18 protein-coding genes are annotated in these 22,018 nt (G+C 70.8%); 8 read left to right on the top strand and 10 right to left on the bottom strand.

What is annotated here, in order from left to right:
- Nucleotides 1-22 precede the first annotated feature (22 nt).
- Genes ACZ6R9_RS08225 through ACZ6R9_RS08215 form a run of 3 tightly spaced genes read left to right on the top strand, consistent with a single transcriptional unit; the run spans nt 23 to nt 3,078 of the window.
- Nucleotides 23-937 carry an ABC transporter permease gene (locus ACZ6R9_RS08225; RefSeq protein ID WP_465537692.1) on the top strand — a complete coding sequence of 305 codons (915 nt, stop codon included), beginning with the start codon at nt 23-25 and terminating at the stop codon, nt 935-937.
- A gap of 16 nt (nt 938-953) precedes the next feature.
- Nucleotides 954-2,006 (top strand): ABC transporter ATP-binding protein, encoded by a 1,053-nt coding sequence (locus ACZ6R9_RS08220; RefSeq protein ID WP_465537188.1) that lies wholly within the window; start codon nt 954-956, stop codon nt 2,004-2,006.
- Nucleotides 1,996-3,078: an ABC transporter ATP-binding protein gene (locus ACZ6R9_RS08215; protein ID WP_380487789.1), complete on the top strand. Its 1,083-nt coding sequence runs from the start codon at nt 1,996-1,998 to the stop codon at nt 3,076-3,078. The genes ACZ6R9_RS08220 and ACZ6R9_RS08215 overlap by 11 nt, the downstream gene beginning before the upstream one ends.
- A 55-nt stretch (nt 3,079-3,133) precedes the next feature.
- Here the strand turns inward: ACZ6R9_RS08215 and ACZ6R9_RS08210 are convergent, their stop codons facing one another.
- From ACZ6R9_RS08210 to ACZ6R9_RS08165, 10 genes are all read right to left on the bottom strand, one after another.
- Nucleotides 3,134-4,204 (bottom strand): ABC transporter ATP-binding protein, encoded by a 1,071-nt coding sequence (locus ACZ6R9_RS08210; RefSeq protein ID WP_380487791.1) that lies wholly within the window; start codon nt 4,202-4,204, stop codon nt 3,134-3,136.
- Between the two features lie 10 nt (nt 4,205-4,214).
- Complete coding sequence (locus tag ACZ6R9_RS08205) at nt 4,215-5,288, bottom strand: ABC transporter ATP-binding protein (RefSeq protein ID WP_380487793.1); 1,074 nt, start codon at nt 5,286-5,288, stop codon at nt 4,215-4,217.
- A 64-nt stretch (nt 5,289-5,352) separates the two neighbouring features.
- Nucleotides 5,353-6,330 carry an ABC transporter permease gene (locus tag ACZ6R9_RS08200; RefSeq protein WP_380487795.1) on the bottom strand — a complete coding sequence of 326 codons (978 nt, stop codon included), beginning with the start codon at nt 6,328-6,330 and terminating at the stop codon, nt 5,353-5,355.
- An 81-nt stretch (nt 6,331-6,411) separates the two neighbouring features.
- Nucleotides 6,412-8,175 carry an ABC transporter substrate-binding protein gene (locus tag ACZ6R9_RS08195; protein WP_465537185.1) on the bottom strand — a complete coding sequence of 588 codons (1,764 nt, stop codon included), beginning with the start codon at nt 8,173-8,175 and terminating at the stop codon, nt 6,412-6,414.
- Between the two features lie 90 nt (nt 8,176-8,265).
- Nucleotides 8,266-9,303: an ABC transporter permease gene (locus ACZ6R9_RS08190; protein ID WP_380487799.1), complete on the bottom strand. Its 1,038-nt coding sequence runs from the start codon at nt 9,301-9,303 to the stop codon at nt 8,266-8,268.
- A 484-nt stretch (nt 9,304-9,787) separates the two neighbouring features.
- Nucleotides 9,788-11,515 (bottom strand): ABC transporter family substrate-binding protein, encoded by a 1,728-nt coding sequence (locus tag ACZ6R9_RS08185; RefSeq protein ID WP_465537183.1) that lies wholly within the window; start codon nt 11,513-11,515, stop codon nt 9,788-9,790.
- A 193-nt stretch (nt 11,516-11,708) separates the two neighbouring features.
- A complete protein-coding gene (locus ACZ6R9_RS08180; RefSeq protein ID WP_465537181.1) occupies nt 11,709-13,982 on the bottom strand; it encodes a peptidoglycan binding domain-containing protein in 2,274 nt (757 codons plus the stop codon).
- 299 nt (nt 13,983-14,281) lie between these two features.
- Complete coding sequence (locus ACZ6R9_RS08175) at nt 14,282-14,737, bottom strand: DUF6113 family protein (RefSeq protein ID WP_380487805.1); 456 nt, start codon at nt 14,735-14,737, stop codon at nt 14,282-14,284.
- On the bottom strand, nt 14,734-15,621 hold the full coding sequence (mshB, locus tag ACZ6R9_RS08170; RefSeq protein WP_465537179.1) for an N-acetyl-1-D-myo-inositol-2-amino-2-deoxy-alpha-D-glucopyranoside deacetylase: 888 nt from the start codon (nt 15,619-15,621) through the stop codon (nt 14,734-14,736). Before mshB ends, ACZ6R9_RS08175 begins: the two co-directional genes overlap by 4 nt.
- Nucleotides 15,622-15,687: 66 nt before the next feature.
- Entirely contained in the window at nt 15,688-15,882 is a 195-nt protein-coding gene (locus ACZ6R9_RS08165; protein WP_380487809.1) for a DUF2304 domain-containing protein, read from the bottom strand.
- A 244-nt stretch (nt 15,883-16,126) separates the two neighbouring features.
- Here ACZ6R9_RS08165 and ACZ6R9_RS08160 point away from each other — a divergent pair, with 244 nt between their 5' ends.
- From ACZ6R9_RS08160 to ACZ6R9_RS08140, 5 genes are all read left to right on the top strand, one after another.
- On the top strand, nt 16,127-18,244 hold the full coding sequence (locus ACZ6R9_RS08160) for a S9 family peptidase (RefSeq protein WP_380487810.1): 2,118 nt from the start codon (nt 16,127-16,129) through the stop codon (nt 18,242-18,244).
- 121 nt (nt 18,245-18,365) lie between these two features.
- Nucleotides 18,366-19,325 (top strand): ABC transporter ATP-binding protein, encoded by a 960-nt coding sequence (locus ACZ6R9_RS08155; protein ID WP_380487812.1) that lies wholly within the window; start codon nt 18,366-18,368, stop codon nt 19,323-19,325.
- Complete coding sequence (locus tag ACZ6R9_RS08150; protein WP_380487813.1) at nt 19,322-20,044, top strand: ABC transporter permease; 723 nt, start codon at nt 19,322-19,324, stop codon at nt 20,042-20,044. Before ACZ6R9_RS08155 ends, ACZ6R9_RS08150 begins: the two co-directional genes overlap by 4 nt.
- A gap of 8 nt (nt 20,045-20,052) precedes the next feature.
- Nucleotides 20,053-21,285 (top strand): sensor histidine kinase, encoded by a 1,233-nt coding sequence (locus ACZ6R9_RS08145; RefSeq protein ID WP_465537176.1) that lies wholly within the window; start codon nt 20,053-20,055, stop codon nt 21,283-21,285.
- A 10-nt stretch (nt 21,286-21,295) separates the two neighbouring features.
- Nucleotides 21,296-21,913 carry a response regulator gene (locus tag ACZ6R9_RS08140; protein WP_380487817.1) on the top strand — a complete coding sequence of 206 codons (618 nt, stop codon included), beginning with the start codon at nt 21,296-21,298 and terminating at the stop codon, nt 21,911-21,913.
- Nucleotides 21,914-22,018 lie beyond the last annotated feature (105 nt).

Raw genomic sequence — 22,018 nt, 5'->3', positions numbered from 1 at the left:
GGACTACGTGGGGCAGCAAGGCATGGCGGTGGAGCAGGACACCCTGATCGAGCGGGACGCGGGCAAGCGGGAGCAGGCCCGCAGTCTCTGGGGCGACGCCTGGCGGGACCTGCGGCGGCGGCCGATCTTCATCATTTCGGCGTTGCTGATCCTGCTGCTGATCCTGATCGCCATCTTCCCCGGGCTGTTCACCAGCACCGACCCGCGGGCCGCCGACCTGCTCCACAACTACCTGCGCCGACCGGACTGGACGGACTTCTTCGGGGCCGGCTGGTTCGGCTACGACGGCCTGGGCCGCTCGATCTACGCCCGGGTGATCTATGGGGCGCGGGCCTCGATCACGGTCGGCATCTGCGTCACCCTGGCGGTGACCCTGGTGGGCGGCCTGACCGGGATGGTCGCCGGGTACTTCGGCGGCACGGTCGACGCGGTGCTGTCCCGGGTCACCGACATCTTCTTCGGCATCCCGCTGCTGCTCGGCGCCCTGGTACTGCTGAACGCCTTCAGCGTCCGCACCGTCTGGTCCGTGGTGATCGCGCTGTCCTTCCTCGGCTGGACCCAGCTGGCCCGCGTGATGCGCGGGTCGGTGATCACCGTCAAACAGTCGGACTACGTGGTGGCCGGGCGGGCGCTGGGCGCCGGGACGGGGCGGCTGATGTTCCGGCACATCATGCCGAACGCGATCGCCCCGGTGATCGTGGTCGCCACCATCGCGCTGGGCGGCTACATCACCGCGGAGGCCACGCTGAGCTTCCTCGGCATCGGCCTGCAGCCCCCGACCATCTCCTGGGGCGTGGACATCTCCTCCGCGCAGAAGGTGATCCGGCAGGCGCCGTACGTGCTGTTCTTCCCGGCCGCGGCGCTGTCCGTCACCGTGCTGGCCTTCATCATGCTGGGCGACGCGGTGCGCGACGCCCTCGATCCGAAGCTGCGCTGAGCGAGGGGAGAGGCACATGACCACCGCCGCCGACCGGGCCCGCCCGGCCCGCGAGGAGCCGTACACCGGCCCGCTGCTGGACGTGAAGGACCTGCACGTCGAGTTCAAGACCCGGGACGGTGTCGTCCGGGCCGTCAACGGCGTCAACTACAGCGTCGGCGCGGGCGAGACGCTCGCGGTGCTGGGCGAGTCCGGCTCCGGAAAGTCCGTCACCGCGCAGGCCCTGATGGGCATCCTCGACATGCCGCCGGCCAGTATCCCCAAGGGGGAGATCCTGTTCCGCGGCCGGGACATGCTGACCATGTCCAAGGACGAGCGGCGCAGGATCCGCGGGCAGAAGATCGCGATGATCTTCCAGGACGCGCTGTCCTCGCTGAACCCGGTGCTCCCGGTCGGCTACCAGCTCGGCGAGATGTACCGGGCGCACCGCGGCAGCAACCGCAAGGAGGCCAAGGCCAAGGCCATCGAGCTGATGGACCGGGTGCGCATCCCGGCCGCGGCGCAGCGGGTGAACGACTATCCGCACCAGTTCTCCGGCGGTATGCGGCAGCGCATCATGATCGCGATGGCGCTGGCCCTGGAGCCGGACCTGATCATCGCGGACGAGCCGACCACGGCGCTGGACGTGACCGTCCAGGCGCAGGTGATGGACCTGCTGGCGGAGCTTCAGGCCGAGTACCACATGGGTCTGATCCTGATCACCCACGACCTCGGCGTGGTGGCCGACGTCGCCGACAAGATCGCCGTCATGTACGCCGGCCGGATCGTCGAGACCGCCCCCGTGCACGAGCTGTACGCGCGGCCCGCCCACCCCTACACCCGCGGCCTGCTGGACTCCATCCCGCGCCTCGACCAGAAGGGCCAGGAGCTCTACGCGATCAAGGGCCTGCCGCCCAACCTGCTGCGGATCCCGGCCGGCTGCGCGTTCAACCCGCGCTGCCCGCGGGCGCAGGAGGTGTGCCGGCATGAGGTGCCACCGCTGGCGCAGGTGACCGAGGACGACGGGACACCGCTGGCCGGGCGGGGCAGCGCGTGCTTCTTCTGGAAGGAGACCCTCCATGACAGCTGACGGCGCCACGCCGCTCGGGGCGACCACCCCCGAGGAGCTCGCGTTCGCCCAGGAGGTGCGGCGCGGCGAGCCCATCCTGGAGGTGCGGAACCTGGTCAAGCACTTCCCGCTCACCCAGGGCGTGCTGTTCAAGAAGCAGGTCGGCGCGGTCAAGGCCGTCGACGGGGTGTCCTTCGACCTGATGCAGGGCGAGACGCTCGGCATCGTCGGCGAGTCCGGCTGCGGCAAGTCCACCCTGGCCAAGGTGCTGATGAACCTGGAGCCCGCCTCCGGTGGGTCGGTGAAGTACAAGGGCGAGGAGATCTCGCACCTGTCGGGCGCCGCGCTGAAAGCGGTGCGGCGCAACATCCAGATGGTGTTTCAGGACCCGTACACCTCGCTGAACCCGCGTATGACGGTCGGCGACATCATCGGGGAGCCGTTCGAGATCCACCCGGAAGTGGCGCCGAAGGGCGACCGGCGCAAGGCGGTTCAGGATCTGCTCGATGTGGTGGGTCTGAACCCGGAGTACATCAACCGGTATCCGCACCAGTTCTCCGGCGGCCAGCGTCAGCGCATCGGCATCGCGCGGGGTCTGGCGCTGAAGCCGGAGATCATCATCTGTGACGAGCCGGTGTCGGCGCTGGACGTGTCGGTGCAGGCCCAGGTGATCAACCTGCTGGAGCAGCTCCAGAGCGAGTTCGAGCTGTCCTACATGTTCATCGCGCACGACCTGTCGATCGTCCGGCACATCTCCGACCGGGTCGGCGTGATGTACCTGGGGCGAATGGTGGAGATCGGCACCGACCTGGAGATCTACGACCACGCCACCCACCCCTACACCCAGGCGCTGCTGTCGGCCGTGCCGGTGCCCGACCCGACCGCGCGGGAGTCCCGGGACCGGATCGTGCTGACCGGTGACGTGCCCTCCCCGGCGAAGCCGCCGTCCGGGTGCCGGTTCCGGACCCGGTGCTGGAAGGCCCAGGAGAAGTGCGAGCGGGAGGATCCGGCGCTGACCGTCCGGGACTGGCTGGAGGGCCGGGCCCGGCACGACTCGGCCTGCCACTTCGCCGCCGAACGCGAGAACGTCTGACGCGAAGAGGGCCCCCACCGGAGCGGTAGGGGCCCTCTTCGGGCATGACGCGGGATCAGACCTTGGCGCGCTGGTCCGGAACGGCGGCGGTCGTGCCGTCCTCGGGGAAGTGGCAGGCCGTCAGGTGGCCGTCGCGGTTGCCGGACAGCTGGATCAGCGGCGGCTCCTCGACCGAGCACTTCTCCTGCGCCTTCCAGCACCGGGTGCGGAAGCGGCAGCCCGACGGCGGGTTGAGCGGCGACGGGACGTCACCGGTCAGCCGGATCCGCTCGCGGTTGTCGTCCGGGTCGGCCTCCGGCACGGCGGACAGCAGCGCGTGGGTGTACGGGTGGCGGGGCGACTCGTACAGCGACTTGCGGTCGGCGATCTCGACGATCTTGCCGAGGTACATCACCGCGACGCGCTGCGAGAAGTGGCGCACCACCGACAGGTCGTGGGCGATGAACAGGAAGGCGATGCCCAGCTCGCGCTGCAGCTCCTGGAGCAGGTTGACGACCTGCGCCTGGATGGAGACGTCGAGCGCCGAGACCGGCTCGTCCGCGACGATCAGCTTCGGGTTCAGCGACAGCGCGCGGGCCACGCCGATGCGCTGGCGCTGGCCGCCGGAGAACTCGTGCGGGAAGCGGTTGTAGTGCTCCGGGTTGAGACCGACGGTCTCCAGCAGCTCCTGCACCCGGCGCTGGATGCCGCCCTTGGGGTTGATCCCGTTGATCTCCATCGGCGCGCTGATGATCGAGCCGACGGTGTGCCGCGGGTTCAGCGAGGAGTACGGGTCCTGGAAGATCATCTGGATCTCGGACCGGATCGGCGCCAGCTCCTTGCGGGTGGCGTGCGTGATGTCCTTGCCGTTGTAGCGGATCTCGCCGGCGGTCGGCTCCAGCAGGCGGGTCACCAGGCGGCCGGTGGTCGACTTGCCGCAGCCGGACTCGCCGACCAGGCCGACCGACTCGCCGGCGAAGACGTCCAGGTCCACGCCGTCCACCGCGTGCACCGCGCCGACCTGGCGCTTGAACAGGAAGCCGTCCATCACCGGGAAGTGCTTCTGCAGGCCCTTGATGGACAGCAGCGGGTCACCGGAGGTGGTGGCAGCGCCGCCCGGCTGTTCGAGGGTCAGTTCGTTGCTCATGATGTCCCTCTCAGCCGAGCCGCGGCTTGATCTGGTCGATGAAGATGTCCTGCCGCTTCGCCGCGCTCAGGTGGCAGGCAGCGGCGTGCCCGGTGGCGGGGGCGAGCGGCGGACGCTCCGAGGTGCAGCCGCCGCCGATCACCTGCTCCTGGTAGTCGCAGCGAGGGTTGAACGGGCAGCCGGTCGGCAGGTTGATCAGGCTCGGCGGGGTGCCGCGGACCGGCCGCAGCGGCACGTTCACGTCGCCGGTCAGGCTCGGCATCGAGGACAGCAGGCCCCAGGTGTACGGGTGCTGCGGGGCCTTCAGGACCTCGCGGACGGTGCCGCGCTCCACCGCCCGGCCCGCGTACATCACCATGATGTTCTGGGCGGTGCGCGCCACCACGCCCAGGTCGTGGGTGATCAGGATGATCGCGGTGCCCATCTCCTGCTGAAGGTCCTTCAGCAGGTCGAGGATCTGGGCCTGGACGGTGACGTCCAGCGCGGTGGTCGGCTCGTCGGCGATCACCAGCTTGGGGTCGCAGACCAGCGACATGGCGATCATCGCGCGCTGGCGCATACCGCCGGAGAACTGGTGCGGGTAGTCGTCGACCCGGGTGGTGGGCTGCGGGATGCCGACCCGGGTCAGCATCTCGATGGCCCGGTCCCGGGCCTCCTTCTTGGAGGCGCCGGTGTGCTTGCGGAAGGTCTCGCCGATCTGCTTGCCGATGGTGTGGTACGGCGACAGCGCGGTCAGCGGGTCCTGGAAGATCATCGACATGGTCTTGCCGCGGAGCTTCTCCAGCTCGCGGTTGGACGCGCCGACCAGTTCCTGCCCGTCCAGCTTGATCGAGCCGGTGATCTGGGTCCGGTCCGGGTTGTGCAGGCCCAGCACGGCCAGGTTGGTCACCGACTTGCCGGAGCCGGACTCACCGACGATGCCGAGCGTGCTGCCCGGGGACACGTCGAAGGAGAGGTTGTCCACGGCCCGGACCACGCCGTCCTCGGTGCTGAAACGGACCGAGAGGTCGCGGACTGAGAGGAAGGGCTTGTCGCCGCCGCTGCCGGCGGACGAGGCCTCCTCGGGCTTGGCCTGGGTGGTCATGGACTGGGCTCCTCGGTGCGGTACGTGAGGTCGGGACTGCTGGGTCGGCCTGGGGTGCGGCCGGTCAGGCCAGGCGGATGCGCGGGTCGATCAGGGCGTAGGCGGCGTCGACGATGATGTTGAAGAACACGATCAGCGTGGCGGCCACCACGGTGACGCCGACCAGCAGCGAGAGGTCGGAGTCGTTGAAGGAGTGGATCGCCAGCTCACCCAGGCCGTGCAGGCCGAAGGTGGTCTCGGTGATGATCGCGCCGCCGAGCAGGACGCCGAGGTCGATGCCGAAGACGGTGACGATGGTGCCCATCGCGCCGCGCCAGGCGTAGCGCATGAAGACCGCGGTACCGGACATGCCCTTGGCACGGGCCGTACGCACGAAGTCCTCGGACAGCTGCTCGACCATCGAGGAGCGGGTCATACGGGTGTAGTTGGCGGTCCAGATCAGCGACAGGACGATCCACGGGACCAGCAGGCCGGTGAACCAGCCGAGCGGGTCCTGGGTGAACGGCACGTAGGTGGGCTGGTCCATCAGGTCGGTGCTGTAGACCAGGAGGATCAGGGCGAGCGGACCGGCCACGTAGATCTGCATCGAGGAGACGATCAGCGAGGCGGCGCTGGCGATCTTGTCAACGGCCTTGCCCTGCTTGTGGGCGGCCAGCATGCCGGTGCCGATGCCGAAGACCAGGAAGACCACGGCGGAGCCGACGGTCAGCGACAGGGTGGTCGGGAAGCGGTCCATCAGGATGCTGCCGACCAGTTCCTTCTTGTCGAAGGAGTAACCGAAGCACGGGGCGGAACAGGCCACGTTGTTGTAGGTGCCACCGGTGAAGATGGCGCTCAGCCAGTCCCAGTACTGGACCGGCAAGGACTTGTCGAAGCCCATGTCGTGCCTGATCAGGGCGAGGTTCTCGGGCGTGCAGATCTTGCCGCAGTAGAGCCGCGCCGGGTCCGCCGGGATCGCGAAGAACAGCGCATAGGTGACCATCGAAACGATCACCAGAATAACGAGAGCGCCGAGTGATCGGCGGACGAGGAATCGGAGCATCGGACGGGCTCTCCTGATCGGGGAGGGGCACCGGCAGGTCGTGCCGGTGCCCCACCGTGAGCTACTGCTCGGTGATGACTACTACTTGACGTAGATGTTGAGCGGCGACTGCAGGCCGGCCAGGGTGTCGAACTTGACGCCACCGAGGCCCGAGCCGTACAGGCTCAGCGAACGCTGGTACACGTCCGGGATCGAGTACGCCTTGTCCTGCAGCTTCTTGTCGATCGCGGCCCACGCCTTGCCCTGGGCGACCGGGTCGGCGATCTTGACCGCCTCGTCCATGGCGGCGTTGATCTCCGGGTCGTTCACGTGGGCGTAGTTCTGACCACCGTCGGCGATCGCACGGCCGTCCCACACCGGCTGCAGCGAGGTGTAACCGGTCGGCCAGTCGGCGCCCCAGCCACCCCAGTACAGGTCGAAGTCGTTGTTGACGACCTGGATCGCGTCGTAGTAGGTCTTCGAGTCCAGCGGCTTCGGCACGAACTTGAAGCCGGCGGCCTCGAGGTTGGTGCGGATGGCCTCGGTGACCTTCTGCTGCAGCGGGGTGTTGTTGAACGCGTAGACGATGGTGGTGTCCTTGGCGTTCGCGTCGGCGAGCAGCTTCTTGGCCGCCTCGATGTCGCCCTGCGGCTTCTTGTTGATGCCGAACGGGTCGTACGACTCGTAGCCGAGGACGGTCGGGCTCATGTACGAGGTGGCGTAGTCACCGTAGGAGGTGCCGCCCTGCAGCTGGCGGGTCTGCTGGTGCGGGAACGCCTTGACCAGGGCCTCGCGGACCTTCTGGTCCTTGATGCGGCTGTTGTTGATGTAGTAGTAGTCCACGTACGGGGTCAGACCCTCGAGCGTGCGGGACTTCAGCTTCTCGTCGCTCTTGACCTTGTCCACGTAGGTCGGGTGGACCGTGTTGTGGAACGAGAAGGTGTTCTTGTCGTCGCCGTTGTCCGCCATGAAGCGCTCGGTGGACTGCAGGGCCTGGACACCGAAGGTCATGTGCCACTTGTCCGGGTACGCGTTCCGGATCGGGTCGGTGGCGGCGTCCCAGTTCGGGTTGCGGTCCAGGTCCAGCGAGCGGTCGGTGACGTGCTCGGTGATCTGGTACGGGCCCGAGGAGAACGGCTTCTTGTCGTACTCCTCCTTGGTGTCGTGGGCCTTCGACACCACGCCGTAGCCGGTCATGGCCAGGGTGAAGTTGGCATCCGGGTGGATGTCCTGGAACTGGATGACGACGGTCTTCTCATCCGGGGTGGTGATCGCGTCCAGACCCTTGCCGTCGTACGGACCGGCGTAGGCCTCGCGGTACTTGTCACCCGAGATCCAGGTCTGGATGTAGGTCGGGCCACCCTTGATGAACGAGGCGTAGGTGCGCTCGATCGAGTACTTGATGTCGGCCGAGGTGATCGGCGAGCCGTCCTGCCACTTCACGCCGTCCTTCAGCGTGAACTTCCAGGTCTTGCCACCGTCGGTGGTGGTGCCGGTGTCGGTGGCCAGGTCGCCGACGAGCTTCTGCGAGCCGTCCGCGGCGGTCTTGTAGCCCGTCAGCTGACGGGTGAACAGCAGCGAGGCCTCGGCGTTGTAGTTCATGTAGACCATGGCCGGGTCCAGGTGCGAGAAGTCGTCGCGGTCGATCATGTTGACCGTGCCGCCCTTCTTCGCGTTGGGCTCGGGGATGGCCGGACCCTTCGAGTCCTCGGCGGTACCGACCGAGATCGAGGTGGCGGCGACCGGCTCCTTCGAGGCACCCGGCTTCGCGTCCTTGTTGGAGTGGCCACTGGAGCACGCCGTGGTGACGGTCAGGGCCCCGGCGACCATGATGGCGGCAACGAGCCGCGACTTGCGAGAACTCATCTTCATCCTGCCTGGGGTAGGTGTAGTGACTATGTGCAGTGGGGTGCCCGGGGCCTGGCTTTCCCATCCCCCCGGAGTCTTGAGGGCCTGCTAGCGGTTGGCCTTCGGGTCGAAGGCGTCCCGGACGGAGTCGCCAAGCAGGTTGAAGGCGAGAACGAAGATCACCATGGCCAGACCCGGGAAGAGCAGGAAGGTGACGTCGGTTCGCAGGTAGTTCGCGGCGTCGGCGATCATCCGGCCCCAGTCGGGGACGGGCTCACTGACACCCACACCGAGGTAGGACAGGCCGGCTTCGGCGGTGACGAACGCCGGGAGCGCGAGGGTGGCCTGAACCAGGATCGGGGTCCACAGGTTGGGCAGGATCTCCTTGAAGATGATCCGCATCGGAGAGGCACCGGTGACCTTGGCGGCCTCGATGAACTCCCGTTCGCGCAGCGCCAGCGCGGTACCGCGCAGGATGCGGGCCAGGCCCATCCAGCCGAGCAGCGAGAGCACGATGGTCACCGCGACGAACGGCAGCCACTCCGGGGTCTTCTCGTCCTTGCTCACCAGCAGGCTGGTGACCACCGGCATGGTGGCGATCAGGAAGATCTGCGACGGGAAAGACATGAGCACGTCGATGACGCGGCCGATGAAGAAGTCGGCCTTTCCGCCCAGGTAGCCGGCCGCGATGCCGAGCGCGACACCGATCACGGTGGTCAGCACCGAGGTGGCGACGGCGATGATCAGCGAGGTACGGATGCCGTAGACCAGCTGCATCATCACGTCACGGCCCAGGCCAGGCTCCAGACCGAACCAGAAGTCACTGCTCATGCCGCCGTTGGGGTCCACCGGAAGGCCGGAGTCGGTCAGCAGGGTCGGGTCGTCCTGGCCGTAGTGAGTCTGCGGGTCGTTGCCGTAGATCATCGAGATGAGCGGCGCGAAGATCGCCACCAGGACGAAGAACAGCACCACACAGGCGCTCACCACGCCGGTGCGGTCGCGGAGGAAGCGGCGCCACATCAGCTTCCCGGGAGAGAGGCCGCGGAAGCCGGGTTCGGCGGGCGCGTCGGCCGAGGCGTTGTCCGCGAGGTCCGACGTGGACCCGGGGGTGTCCCCGTCCGTCGTGGCCCCAGTAGGCGTCGTCATGGTGCTAAAGCTCCCGACCGTGGTCCGTGCAGAAGCAAGGAGTAAGAACTTGGATGAATGGACTCTTGCAAGTCGTTTATCGAACGTCAAGAGTTCCTCAGTTGTCGGGCGCCCATTTCCTGCTTCGTGCTGGAATGTCAACCACTTTGTAGTTCCTGAACTCTTGACAGCCTCCGACCGAGACGGTCAAAACCGGACAAACGTGATCAAGGCTCGTTCACGTGTCCGTAACGACGAACTGTCAGGTCCGCTATCTGGACGGCGAGTTCGGCAGGTCGATTGCGTGACGCGCGTAGACACCATGTCCGTTTTGGTGCCAATCGGTGGAATTGGGCTCGGCAATTGAGTGTCCGATAATCGGACACCTGCGTTTTCGGGCATGCCTGAGCGAATTCATGGGTAGGGGTCACCCAATTCGGGCGGCAGCCGCGCCACCGACCGCCTGGCTATTTCCCGCCATTGGCGAGACTTCGCCGCCCGGGCGTTACTTCAGCAGCCCGATGTTCTCGTAGACGAGGTCGCCGAGCCCGGCCGCGCCGAGGTTGGCGAGGTTCTTCCGGACGCCGTAAATGGCCGGGCGCTGGTACAGCGGAACCAGGCCGGCCACCTCCCACGCCTCGGCGTCGGCCCGGTTGAGCGCCGTCGTCCGGTCGTCCACGCTGTCGGCCTTGGCGGCGTCCGCCATGGCCCGGTCGAGCGCCTTGGTGCCGACCTGGGACCAGTTGGAGCCGGAGTCCTGCTGGAAGGTGCTGATCGAGTTGGAGACCGGGAAGGGGGTGCCCATCAGCGCGAACGCGGTCAGGTCGAAGTCGTGCTTGTACACGTAGCCGTCGAAGAACTCGCCGGCCGGCACGGTCTGCACCGTGACCTTCACCCCGACCTGTCCCAGCATCCGGGTGACCAGCGCGCTCTCGTTGGCGGCCACGTTGTTGTCGCCCGGCGCCACGAACCGCAGCGCCAGCTCCTTGCCGTCCTTGGTGCGGACGCCCGAGGGCCCGAGCTTCCAGCCCAGCGAGTCGAGGGACGCCTTCGCGGCGTCGGGGTCGAAGCGGCTCAGGCCGCCCGAGTTGTCCTGGTAGCCGTGCTGGGACGGCACCAGGAAGTGGTTGTTCATCGGCGCGTACGGCCAGTTCAGGCCTGCCAGGTCGGTGCGGGTGATCTCCGCCCGGTCGATCGCCCGGACCAGCGCCTGACGGAGCTTCGGGTCGGCCAGCAGCGGGCTGCGGCCGTTCAGCACCAGGTGCCGCAGGTTCGGGCCGCCGGCCCGGCGGGCCTCCGCGCCCGGGGTGGACTCGATGATCCGGTAGCCCTCGGTGTTGGGCCCGTTGTTGTAGTAGTCGACCGTGCCGTCGGCGAACGCCTGGGGCATCTTCCCGGTGTCGACCGCCTTGAAGACGATCCGGTCCAGCAGCGGCTTGTCGCCCCACCAGCCGGGGTCGGCGACCACGGTGACGGTGCGCGCCGCCGGGTCCATCGCCTCCACCTTGAACGGCCCGGCGGTGACCGGGAAGCGGCCCTTGAAGGAGGTGTTGAACAGCTCCGGGGTGGCGATGTACTTCGCGGGCAGCAGCGGGGCGTTGCCGGCGTTGTTGAACATCGCCTGCCACTCCGAGTACGGCTCCCGGAAAGTCATCACGGCCTGCTGGTCGTCCTGGCCGCGCACCACGCTCTCCACCTGGTCGAAGCCATTGCTGGAGGCGGTCCGGTACGCCGGGTCCTGGCCGTTCAGCGCCTGCCACTCGGCCTGCAGGTCGCGCCAGGTGATCGGGGTGCCGTCGGACCAGTGGGCCTTCGGGTTGAGCGTCCACACCACGGTCTGCTTGCCCTGCCGCAGTTCGCTCTTCACATCGGTCAGGTAGGCCGGGTTGGGGGTCTGCATGCCGCCCGCGTCGGAACGCCAGAAGGTCGGCAGCAGCGCCTTGGCCACGTCGTTGGTGGAGACCGCGGAACCGTCCGCCTGGACCGGGTTCCACTGGGCGGAGTACTGGTCGATCGCCCAGTTCAGGGTGCCGCCCTGCCGCAGTTCCGCGCGCGGCTTCGGGTTCAGCGCCTGCTGGGTCATCCGCGGGGCGTCGCCGCCCGCCGGGGCCGCGGATCCGCCGCCGTCCGGCCCGCTCTTCGAAGCGCAGGAGCACAGCGCGAAGGACAGCACCGCCACCGAGGCGGTCAGGGCAAGAGCACGGCGGCTTCGCGGGGCGGGGGGTCTCGGCACGCGGCACATCTTGCGTACCGGCGCGACAAGTTGTCGACCAGCGGCCGATCAAGTCTTGATAACGCGACGCGGCCACCCCGCACGCCGCCCGTTTCGTCCCGTTCTGGGACGCCACTGGCGAGGATTCGCCAGCATGCCGAAGGCCGGGGCTCCGACTGCGGAGCCCCGGCCCGGCGCGGGTGCTGACGACAGGTCAGCCAGGGAACTTGTACGCCCGGTCCCGGCCCGTCTTGGCGATGGTCTGGCCGATCGCGTCCGCCACGTCCTGCGCCGTGATCACCGAGGACTGGCCGTTCTTGGTGATCTTCACCTTGTCGAGGGTGGGGGCGATGGCCTTGGCCAGCTGGTCCAGGTCCCACTTCAGGGTGACGGTGCCGGAGGCGTCCGGGGCCAGGACCAGCGCCTTCGCCGCGGTGCTCTTGCCGAAGTTGAACTGCTTGGTGCCCGCGGTGATGGTGATCTGGCCGTTCAGCACCTGCTTGCCGATGCTGTCCGCGGCGGCCTGCAGGGCGTCCTGACCGACCTTCGGCTTGGCGTCGGTCAGCGGCAGCGCCAGCTCGGCGTCCGGCTTGCCGGCCGCCCGGTCCCGGTAGGCCTGCTCGACCTTGTCGGCGGCCGAGGCGGAGTCCAGCCCCTGCCCGGCCTTGCCCGGCACCACCTCGGTGCCGCCCGCCTCGGTGAACTTGACGTAGCCCTCCTGCAGGCCCTGCCCGGACTTCACGGCCAGGTCGTCCAGCGCGGCCTTCAGCTTCGCCTTGTCCACCCGCACCTGCGGCTCGACGGCCTTGCTGCTGCCGGTCAGCGAGGACAGCACCTCGACCGGGTTGTAGCTGTGCTTGGTCAGCCCGTCCACGGTCGCCGTGGTGTCGAAGCTCAGGCCGGCGCTGGCCGGATCCAGGGTCACCGACTGCTCGCCGATCTTCAGCCGCAGCGGCTGCTGACCGGCCTTGCCGACCGAACCGTCCAGCGCCGTCACCGCCTGGTCGCGGGAGTCGCCGCCGATGTCGGTGCCCAGCACCGTGGTGCCCTTGGGAATGTCGGACTGATTCATCATCAGGCCCGCGCCGTACGCCGCCGCGCCCAGGAACACCAGGCCGCCGACACCCGTCACCATGAGCTTCTTGACCTTGCCGCCACCGGACTTCTTGGCCGCCGGCTTCTTCGGGGCGGGCGCCTCGGCGCCCTCCTGCTCCGCCGGCGGCTGCCCGTTCGGCGCCTCACGCTTGGGCGTCGCGGCCCGCGGCCCGCCCGGGAACGGCTGCGCCTCGGGCAGATCCGCGAACCGGCCGCCGCCGTTGCCGCCCGCCGGACGGGGCCGGTCGGCGGCGGTGGCGAACGGGTCGGCCGCGGCCGGGTGGGACGGCGGCTTCGGGGCGTTCAGGAACAACTGGGTGGTCGGCGGGTCAGCGGCTATCGCACCGCCCTGGGGCGGCTCCTCGCCGGTGATCGGATCGAAGCCGCCGATCTGGGTGTCCTCCGGCTCCGCGTCCGCGCCCTGGGCAGCGGCCGGCCCGGCCGCGAACGGGTCCTGGCCACCGGGGAACGGGGCCGGGCCGCCCTGACCGCCGGGCGCACCGCCGTGCTGCGCCCGGGGCGCGCCCGGGGCCTCGGCGGCGTACGGGTCCTGGGGGCCGGCAAAGGGCTCCTGGGCACCTGCGGCCGGGCCCTGGGCGCCGGCGAACGGCTCGCCCTGCGGCTCCGGCTGCTGCGGCGCGGCGGCCCGCGGACGGGCCGCGAACGGGTCCTGGCCGGCCACCGGCTGCTGCCGGCGGTGCTGCTGCTCGGCCGCGTACGGGTCCTGAGCGGCCATCGGCTGCTGCTGCCCGGGCAGCTGCGCCTGCTGCTGGTGCTGCTGGTGCTGCGGCGGCTCGGCGGCGGGCCGGTCGGCCGGGGCGAACGGCGAGGCCGGCGCGCCGGACGGGCGCGGCGCGGCCTGCGGGCCACCGGCCGGGCCCCCCGCCGGCGGGGCCGCGGGGGCGGCCTGTGCGGGTGCCGGGGCGGGCTCCTGACGGGACTTCTGCCGGGGCTTGAACCACTCGCCGGTGGACTCCGACTCGGAGGCCCTGGGCGCGGCGGGCTCCTGCCACTCCGGCGGCAGCTTCGGCGGGGTGGCGGTGCCGCGGCCGGCGCCGCCGTCCATCACGCCGAGGACCGGGTCGCCGCCCCCGCCGCGGTGGCGCGGGCCGGCCGGCTCGGCCGGCTTGTCGTCTTTGACCTTGCTCTGCACCACGACCGGCGGGATCGGCCGGGACCCGGGGATGTTGATCCGCACCCGGGTGGTCAGCGTGGTCTCCGTCTTCGGCAGCTCGGCCTCGTCGGCGCGCGGGCCGGAAGCGGTCCGTGCGGCGGCCGGGTCCGGAAGTCCACCGGGCAGGCCGGTGCCGTACGGCGGGGTGCCCGACGGGTACGCGTCGGGGCCGCCGCGGCGGGGCTGCGGGTGGGCGTTGTCAGATTCGCGGCTGCTCAATGCTGCTCTGCTCCGGGTTCGCGGCCTGGCCGGCTGGGCCGTCCGCTGCGTATGGGGCGGGTTGGGCCGCCGTACGCGGGCGTGCGGCGTGCGGCGGGCCGAACGGCCCCGGGGGACATCAGCTGTTCACATGTCGGCTGCGGCAACGCCCCGTCACGCGAGTGGTGCCGAAGGTACCGTCCTGCCCGGTCGGGGCCAAACGGTGGGGGTGGCCCGCCGAGGCACCACCATACCGACTGCGAATCCGGCCCGTCGGACGACCGGTGGATCCCAATGGTCCGAATCCCCCCGGTATGGCGTTACCGGTCGCCGTCCTTGACGGCCTGTCGGGGCTGCGGCGCCGGTACGCCGAACAGGAACCCGGAGCGGGTCGGCAGGGTCGCGCACACCACACCGAGCACCGAGCCGCCGAACAGGTAGGCGTACGCCGTCGCGGTCGCGGCGAGCACCAGGTCGCCCTCCGGACGGGGCGCCAGCAGCACCGCCAGCACCAGGAACCAGCCGGCCAGCGGCGCGCCCGCGCCCAGCTTGGTGCCCGTCGCCCGCAGCCCGCCGTAGAACAGGCCGCCGCAGGCCAACAGGGCCAGCAGCACGCCCAGCGGTGCCCACAGAGCCTGCACGAAAGCTCCGCACACCGAGACCGCCGCGCCCAGCAGGAACAGCACCGTGTAGACGGCGATCCGGGCGCCGCGCGGCGGCATCGGCTCGCCCAGCCGGTCCTCGCGGCTGCCGAAGAGGGGGTGGAGGAGTTTCACCGGGCCACCCCGGCGAACAGGTCGCTCTCCGGGCCGCCGGGGCCGAGCGCGCCGCGGACCAGCTGGTAGTACTCGGTGGCCAGCAGCGGCTGGCCCAGGTCGTTGCTGAGCGCGAAGTGCTGCCCGTCCACCACGATCTGGGTGGCGTGCGCCCGCATCGCGGCGGCCTTCGCACCCGCGTGCGCCGCGTTGTCGAGTGCCGTGGTGACCAGCAGGTCGTCCACCACACCGGGGATCTGATCGACCGGCGCGACGCCCTTGAACGGGGCCTCGGCGGCGGTCCGGCGCAGTCCGGCCTCGATCACCGAGCGGGGCATCCGGTTGTAGTAGACCTTGGCGATCTGCCAGGGCTCGCCCAGCTCCGGGCGGAACGAGGGGTCGGCGGCCAACTCGTAGCCGCGCAGCGCCACCCGGTGCGCCTGGATGTGGTCGGGGTGGCCGTAGCCGCCGTGCTCGTCGTACGTCACCAGCACCTGCGGGCGGGTCTCGCGGATCACCGCGACCAGGTGGCCGGCGGCCTCGTCCACGTCGGCCTGCCAGAAGCAGGACGGGTCCTCGTTGTCCGCGACGCCCATCATCCCGGAGTCCCGGTAGCGGCCCGCGCCGCCCAGGAAACGGTGGTCGGTGACCCCCAACTCGCGCATCGCGGCGGTCAGTTCGCCGATCCGGTGGGCGCCCAGGGTGTTGTCCCGGTCCTGCGCCAGGTGGGCCAGCTCCGGCGGGATCACCTCACCGCCCTCGCCCAGGGTGCAGGTCACCAGGGTGACCCGGACGCCCTCGGCGGCGTAACGCGCCATGGTGGAGCCGTTGTTGATCGACTCGTCGTCGGGGTGGGCGTGCACCAGCAGCAGCCCGCGCGCGTCGGCCGGGGGTACGGAGGTCATGTCCCGCAGCTTACGGCCTGCCCGGAGAGGACTCCCGGACAGGCCGTGGCGCCGCGCGGACAGCGGTCAGAGCTTCAGGCTGTTGATCATTCCGGCCAGGTTGGCCGTCACTTCCTGGATCGACGGTGCGATCGAGCTGGAGGCCAGGTAGAAGCCGAGCAGTGCGCACACCAGCGCATGGCCCAGTTTCAGGCCCGAACGCCGGACCAGGAGCCAGACCACGAAGAGCATCAGGACAGCGGCGGAGACGGACAAAGCCATGACGGCTCACACCCTTCCTCGGGTGCGCCGCCCCGGGGCGGGGCAGCGGGCGGAACGATGGTCAACTGATACCGGATCGGTGACCTCCGGGTGACGTTCCGTGAGCCCTTCCGGGGTGTCGCGGCGGCCTCGTTCGGGTACAGCGCCGCCGGTCAGAGGCGGTCCGAACGGCCGTGCGCCGCAGGTGCGGCACGCTGGGCCGAAGGAGTGAGCGGCCGACGGGCCAGGCTTTAAGGTCGGCGGCATGATCACCGAGAAGCCGCACGACACCTTCCCCCGGCAGTACGCGCGCACCAACCGGTTCACCACCGGCGCGCCCCGGTCGTTCAGCGTCACCCCGGACGGCGCGCGGGTGCTGTTCCTGCGCTCCCGGGGTGCCGGGGCGCCCGCCAACCTGCTGTGGAGCCTGGACGTGGCGACCGGCACCGAGACCGTGCTCGCCGACCCGGCGGTGCTGCTCGGCGGCGGCGCCGAGGAACTGTCCGCCGCCGAGCGGGCCCGCCGCGAACGCAGCCGGGAGACCTCCGCCGGCATCGTCGGCTACGCGCTGGACGCCGCCGGGCGCACCGCCGTCCTCGCCCTCTCCGGGCGGCTGTTCGCCGTCGCGACCGAGACCGGCGAAGCCCGCGAACTGCCTGCCGCCGCACCGCTGTTGGACCCGCGACCGAGCCCGGACGGCAGCCACGTCGCCTACGCCACCCCGAGCGGCGAGCTGCGGGTGACCGCCCTCGACGGCAGCGGCGACCGGCTGCTCGCCGGGCCCGAGGGCGAGGGCATCAGCTGGGGGCAGGCCGAGTTCATCGCCCAGGAGGAGATGGGCCGCGACCGCGGCCACTGGTGGGCCCCCGACGGCAGCGCGCTGCTCGCCGCCCGGGTCGACGACACGCCGGTGCGCCGCTGGTGGATCGCCGACCCCGCCAACCCCGGCCGCCCGCCGGTCGAGATCGCCTACCCCGCCGCCGGCACCCCCAACGCCGAGGTCGGGCTGTGGCTGCTCGGCCTGGACGGCACCCGCACCGAGATCCGCTGGGACCGCGCCTCCTACCCCTACCTGGCCCGCGTGCACTGGTCGGCCGGCGGCCCCCCGCTGCTCCAGGTGCAGGCCCGTGACCAGCGCGAACAGCTGGTGCTGGAAGCCGACCCGAGCACCGGCGACACCACCGTGCTGCTCACCGAGCGGGACGAGGACTGGCTGGAGCTGTTCGGCGGCGTCCCGGTGCGGCGCGCCGACGGGCAGCTGGTGCGGATCGCCGACCACGACGGCGCCCGGGTCCTGATGGTCGGCGAACAGGCCGTCACCGACGCCGAGTTGCACGTCCGCTCGGTGCTCGGCCTGGACGGCGAGCAGGTGCTGTTCTCGGCCTCCCGCGGCGCCGCCGAGTTCGAGTGCCGCCCGCCCGGCTGGCTCGGCGTCTTCACCCACGGCCCGGACGGCGTGCGGGAGCTCGGCGACGGCGCACTCGGTGCGGTGCGCGGCGGCGGTACCACCGTGCTCACCACCGCCGACCCGCGCCGGCCCGGCAGCACCGTCACCGTGCTGCGGGAGGGCGCGGAACCCCTGGTGATCGCCTCGCACGCGGACACCCCGCTGCTGACCGCCCGCCCGGTGTTCCGGTTCGCCGGCGAGCGGCGGATCCCCTGCGCGGTGCTGCTGCCCACCGGCTACGACCCGGACGTGGACGGGCAGCTGCCGGTGCTGATGGACCCGTACGGCGGCCCGCACGGCCAGCGCGTGGTGCAGGCGCACAACCCGCACCTGACCTCGCAGTGGTTCGCCGACCAGGGCTTCGCCGTGATCGTCGCCGACGGGCGCGGCACCCCCGGGCACAGCCCCGCCTGGGAGAAGTCCATCAACCGGCGCACCGCCGAGATCACCGTCGCCGACCAGGTCGACGCGCTGCACGCGCTCGCCGAGGAGTTCCCGCTCGACCTCGGCCGGGTCGCCATCCGCGGCTGGTCCTACGGCGGCTACCTGGCCGCCGCCGCCGTGCTCCGCGAACCCGAGGTCTTCCACGCCGCGGTGGCCGGCGCGCCCGTCACCGAGCACGACCTGTACGACACCCACTACACCGAGCGCTACTACGGCGACCCGAACACCGAACCCGAGTCGTACGCCGCCAACTCCGTGGTGGCGCTGGCCCCTTCGCTGCGCCGGCCGCTGATGATCGTGCACGGCCTGGCCGACGACAACGTGGTGGTCGCGCACAGCCTGCGGCTGTCCACCGCGCTGCTCGCCGCCGGCCGCCCGCACACCGTGCTGCCGCTGTCCGGGGTCACCCACATGACGCCGCAGGAGGACGTCGCGGAGAACCTGCTGCTGCTCCAGGTGCGGTTCCTGAAGGACGCCCTGGGCATGGCGTAACGGATGCACCCGTGACATCCGTCATGCGGACGTCACGACGGTGCACACTGCCGCCGGCACCCCCGTTCCCAGGAGTCTTGAGGAGTCGAAGAGAGACGGCTCCGAAGGGACTGAAAGACAGATGGGCACGGGAACGGGGGAGGTCGCGGCCTTCCGGAACGTCAGCAAGAGCTACGGCCGGGTGAAGGCGGTGAACGGACTCGACCTGGTCCTGCGACCGGGCGAGACGGTCGCCCTGCTCGGCCCCAACGGGGCGGGCAAGTCCAGCAGCCTCGACCTGCTGCTGGGCCTGCGCGAGCCCGACAGCGGCACCGTCGAACTGTTCGGCGGCACCCCGCGCGAGGCGATCACCGGCGGCCGGGTCGGCTCGATGCTGCAGAGCGGCGGCCTGATGAGCGACGTCAAGGTCCGCGAACTGGTCGCCCTGGCCTGCAAGGTGCACCCCAAGGGCCACCAGCCCCAGGAGGTGCTGCGGACCGCCGGGATCGCCGACCTCGCCGACCGCCGGGTCGACAAACTCTCCGGCGGCCAGGAACAGCGCGTCCGGTTCGCCCTCGCGGTGGCCGGCGCCAACGACCTGATCGTGCTGGACGAGCCCACCACCGGCATGGACGTCTCGGTCCGCCAGCAGTTCTGGGCCACCATGCGCGCCCAGGCCGACACCGGCCGCACCGTGCTGTTCGCCACCCACTACCTGGAGGAGGCCGACTCCATCGCCGACCGGGTGCTGGTGCTGCACAAGGGCCGACTGATCGCCGACGGCTCCTCCGCCGAGATCAAGGCCAAGGCCGGCGCCCGCCGGATCGGCTTCGAACTGCACCCCTCCGACGGCGGCCCGCTCGACGAATCCGTGCTGCGCGCCCTGCCCGGCACCGTCGGACTGGACGTCAGCACCCGCACCGACGGCGTGCACACCGTCCGGATCCGCTCCACCGACGCCGACGCGGGCGTCGCCGCGCTCTACAAGGCCGGCCTGTACCCGCGCGGGCTGGAGGTCACCAGCCTCGGCCTGGAGCAGGCATTCCTGACCATCACCGGCGAGCAGGACCGCACCGAGGAAGCAGAGGCGAGCGCGCGATGACCACCCTGATCAAGCTGGAGATCCTGCGCACCCTGCGCAACAAGCGGTACCTGATGCTCATCGTCCTCTACCCGGGCCTGCTGTACCTGTTCTTCATCAGCGCCTACGGCAGCGGCAGCACGGTGGCCGGCGGAGCCTCCGTCAAGTCGTACTTCATGGTCTCGATGGCCACCTTCGGCGCGGTCGGCGCCGTCCTCACCGGCTCCGCGCAGCGGATCTCGCTGGAACGCAAGAGCGGCTGGACCCGCCAACTGCGGCTCACCGCACTGCCCGGCCGGGCCTACACCGTCGGCAAGATCGCCGCCTGCGCCGTCACCACCCTGCCCGCCATCGCCGTGGTCTTCACGATCGGCGCGATCGAGGGCGTCGACCTCACCGCCGCCCAGTGGCTCGGCCTGGCCGCCGTCCTGTGGCTCGGCAGCTTCGTGTTCGCCGCGCTCGGCGTCGCCCTCGGGTACGCCGCCCAGCCGGACGCCGTCCAGCCCGTCGTGATGATCGTCTACATGCTGATGGCGCTGCTCGGCGGCACCTGGTTCCCGGTCGGTGACTCGCTGAAGACCTACGCCCGGTTCAACCCCGTCTACGACTACAACCAGCTGGCCTCGTTCATCCACGGCCAGGGCGTCCCGGGCTTCGCGATCGCCGCCCTCGCCGGGTTCCTGGCGCTGTTCACGGGCGTCGCGGCCTACCTGTACCGCAAGGACGCCCAGCAGGCATGATGGCCCGCATGCAGAGCACCGGCCCGGCCCGCCGCCCCGGCCGGCACAGGGAGGACGGGCCGGACGGCCGCTGGACCACGTACCCGGGCGTGCCCGTCGACACCCGCCGGCAGCTGCTGGTCAAGCTGATGTGGACGTCCGTCTGGGCGTTCTACCTGCTGTACCCCGTCCAGGACCTGGCGACCGGCCGGCACACCACCGCCGCCACCGTGGCCGGAGCGGCGCTGCTGGCGCTCTTCCTGGCCGCCTACATGTCGCTGGTGGTGATCCGCAACACCCGCCGCAGCACCCGAGCCAGGCAGTACGTGCCGTTCGCGCTGATCCTCGGCATCGCGATCGGCACCTCGATCGGCCTCGGCGAAGCCTGGCTGACCCTGTTCACCTACACCTCGGTCTGCGCCGCCATCATCCTGCCCGGCCGCACCGCCCTCGGCGGCATCGCCGCCGTCACCGCCGTCTTCGCGCTGATCGGCTTCGCCACCCGCGCCGACCACACCACCCTGGTCGCGGTCGGACTGCCCTGCCTGCTGGCTGGCTTCGCCATGTACGGCATGCAACGCCTCGTCACCACCATGCGGGAACTGCGCGAGGCCCGCACCGCCGTCGCCCACCTCGCCGCCTCCGAGGAACGGCTGCGCCTCGCCCGCGACCTGCACGACCTGCTCGGGCACTCGCTCTCGCTGATCGCCATCAAGAGCGAACTCGCCGGCCGCTTCATGGACGCCGAGAAAGCCGCCGAGGCCCGCGCCCAGGTCGCCGACATCGAAAAGGTCGCCCGGCAGTCGCTCACCGACGTCCGCGAAGCCGTCAGCGGCTTCCGCCGCCCCACCCTGGCCGTCGAACTCGCCACCGCCCGCACCGCCCTGACCGCCAGCCGGATCGAACTCGACTCCGACCCCCGCCTGACCGACGAACGCCCCGGCCTCGGCCCCGAGGAGACCGGCGCCCTCGCCTGGGCCCTGCGCGAAGCCGTCACCAACGTGGTCCGGCACGGCGTCGGCGCCACCCGCTGCGCCGTCCACCTCGACGAGACCTGGGAGGACGACGGCCGCTACGCCGTCCTGGAAATCGTCGACAACGGCCCCGGCCCCGGCAAGTCCCTCCCCGGCAACGGCCTTTCTGGCCTGCGCGAACGCCTCGAACAGGTCGGCGGCCACCTCGACGCCGGCCCCGCCAACCGCGGCAAGGGCTTCCGCCTGCGCGCCCTCGTCCCGCTGCGACCCGGCCCCAGCGGGGAATAGGCTGCGCCCCGTGACGGACGGACAGGTACGCGTACTCCTCGCCGAGGACCAGGGCATGGTGCGGGAGGCACTCGCCGCGCTGCTCTCGCTGGAGGACGACCTCGACGTCGTCGCCCAGGTCGCCCGCGGGGACGAGGTCGCGGCCGCGGTGACGCACCACCGCATCGACGTCGCCGTACTCGACATCGAGATGCCCGGCATGACCGGCATCGACGCCTGCGCGGAGATCCGGCGGGTCCGGCCGCAGACCAAGGTCGTGATCGCCACCACCTTCGGCCGCCCCGGCTACCTGCGCCGCGCGATGGAATCCGGCGCGGACGCGTTCCTGGTCAAGGACGCACCGGCCGCGGAGCTCGCCGGCGCGATCCGGCGCGTCCTGCGCGGCGAGAAGGTCATCGACCCGACACTGGCTGCCGCCGCGCTCGCGGAAGGCGCGAATCCCCTCACGGGGCGCGAACGCGAGGTGCTGGCCGCAGCGGCCGACGGCTCCGTCAACGCGGACATCGCGGCCCGGCTGCACCTCTCCGAGGGGACGGTGCGGAACTACCTGTCGATGGCGATCCAGAAGACGGCCGCGAGGAACCGCGCGGAGGCGGTGCGGGTCGCCCGCGAAAAGGGTTGGCTGTAGCTGGGGGGAAGGCAGGCGGGCGCGAAACCAGGGGCGCGTGGGGGTACCTCCCGGCCCGGCCCGGGGGGGTGGGGGCCCCCCGCGGCCCCCGGTGTGCGGCCCCCG

Source organism: Kitasatospora sp. NPDC048662 (assembly GCF_055587065.1).
This window is presented reverse-complemented; position numbering and strand designations above follow the sequence as displayed.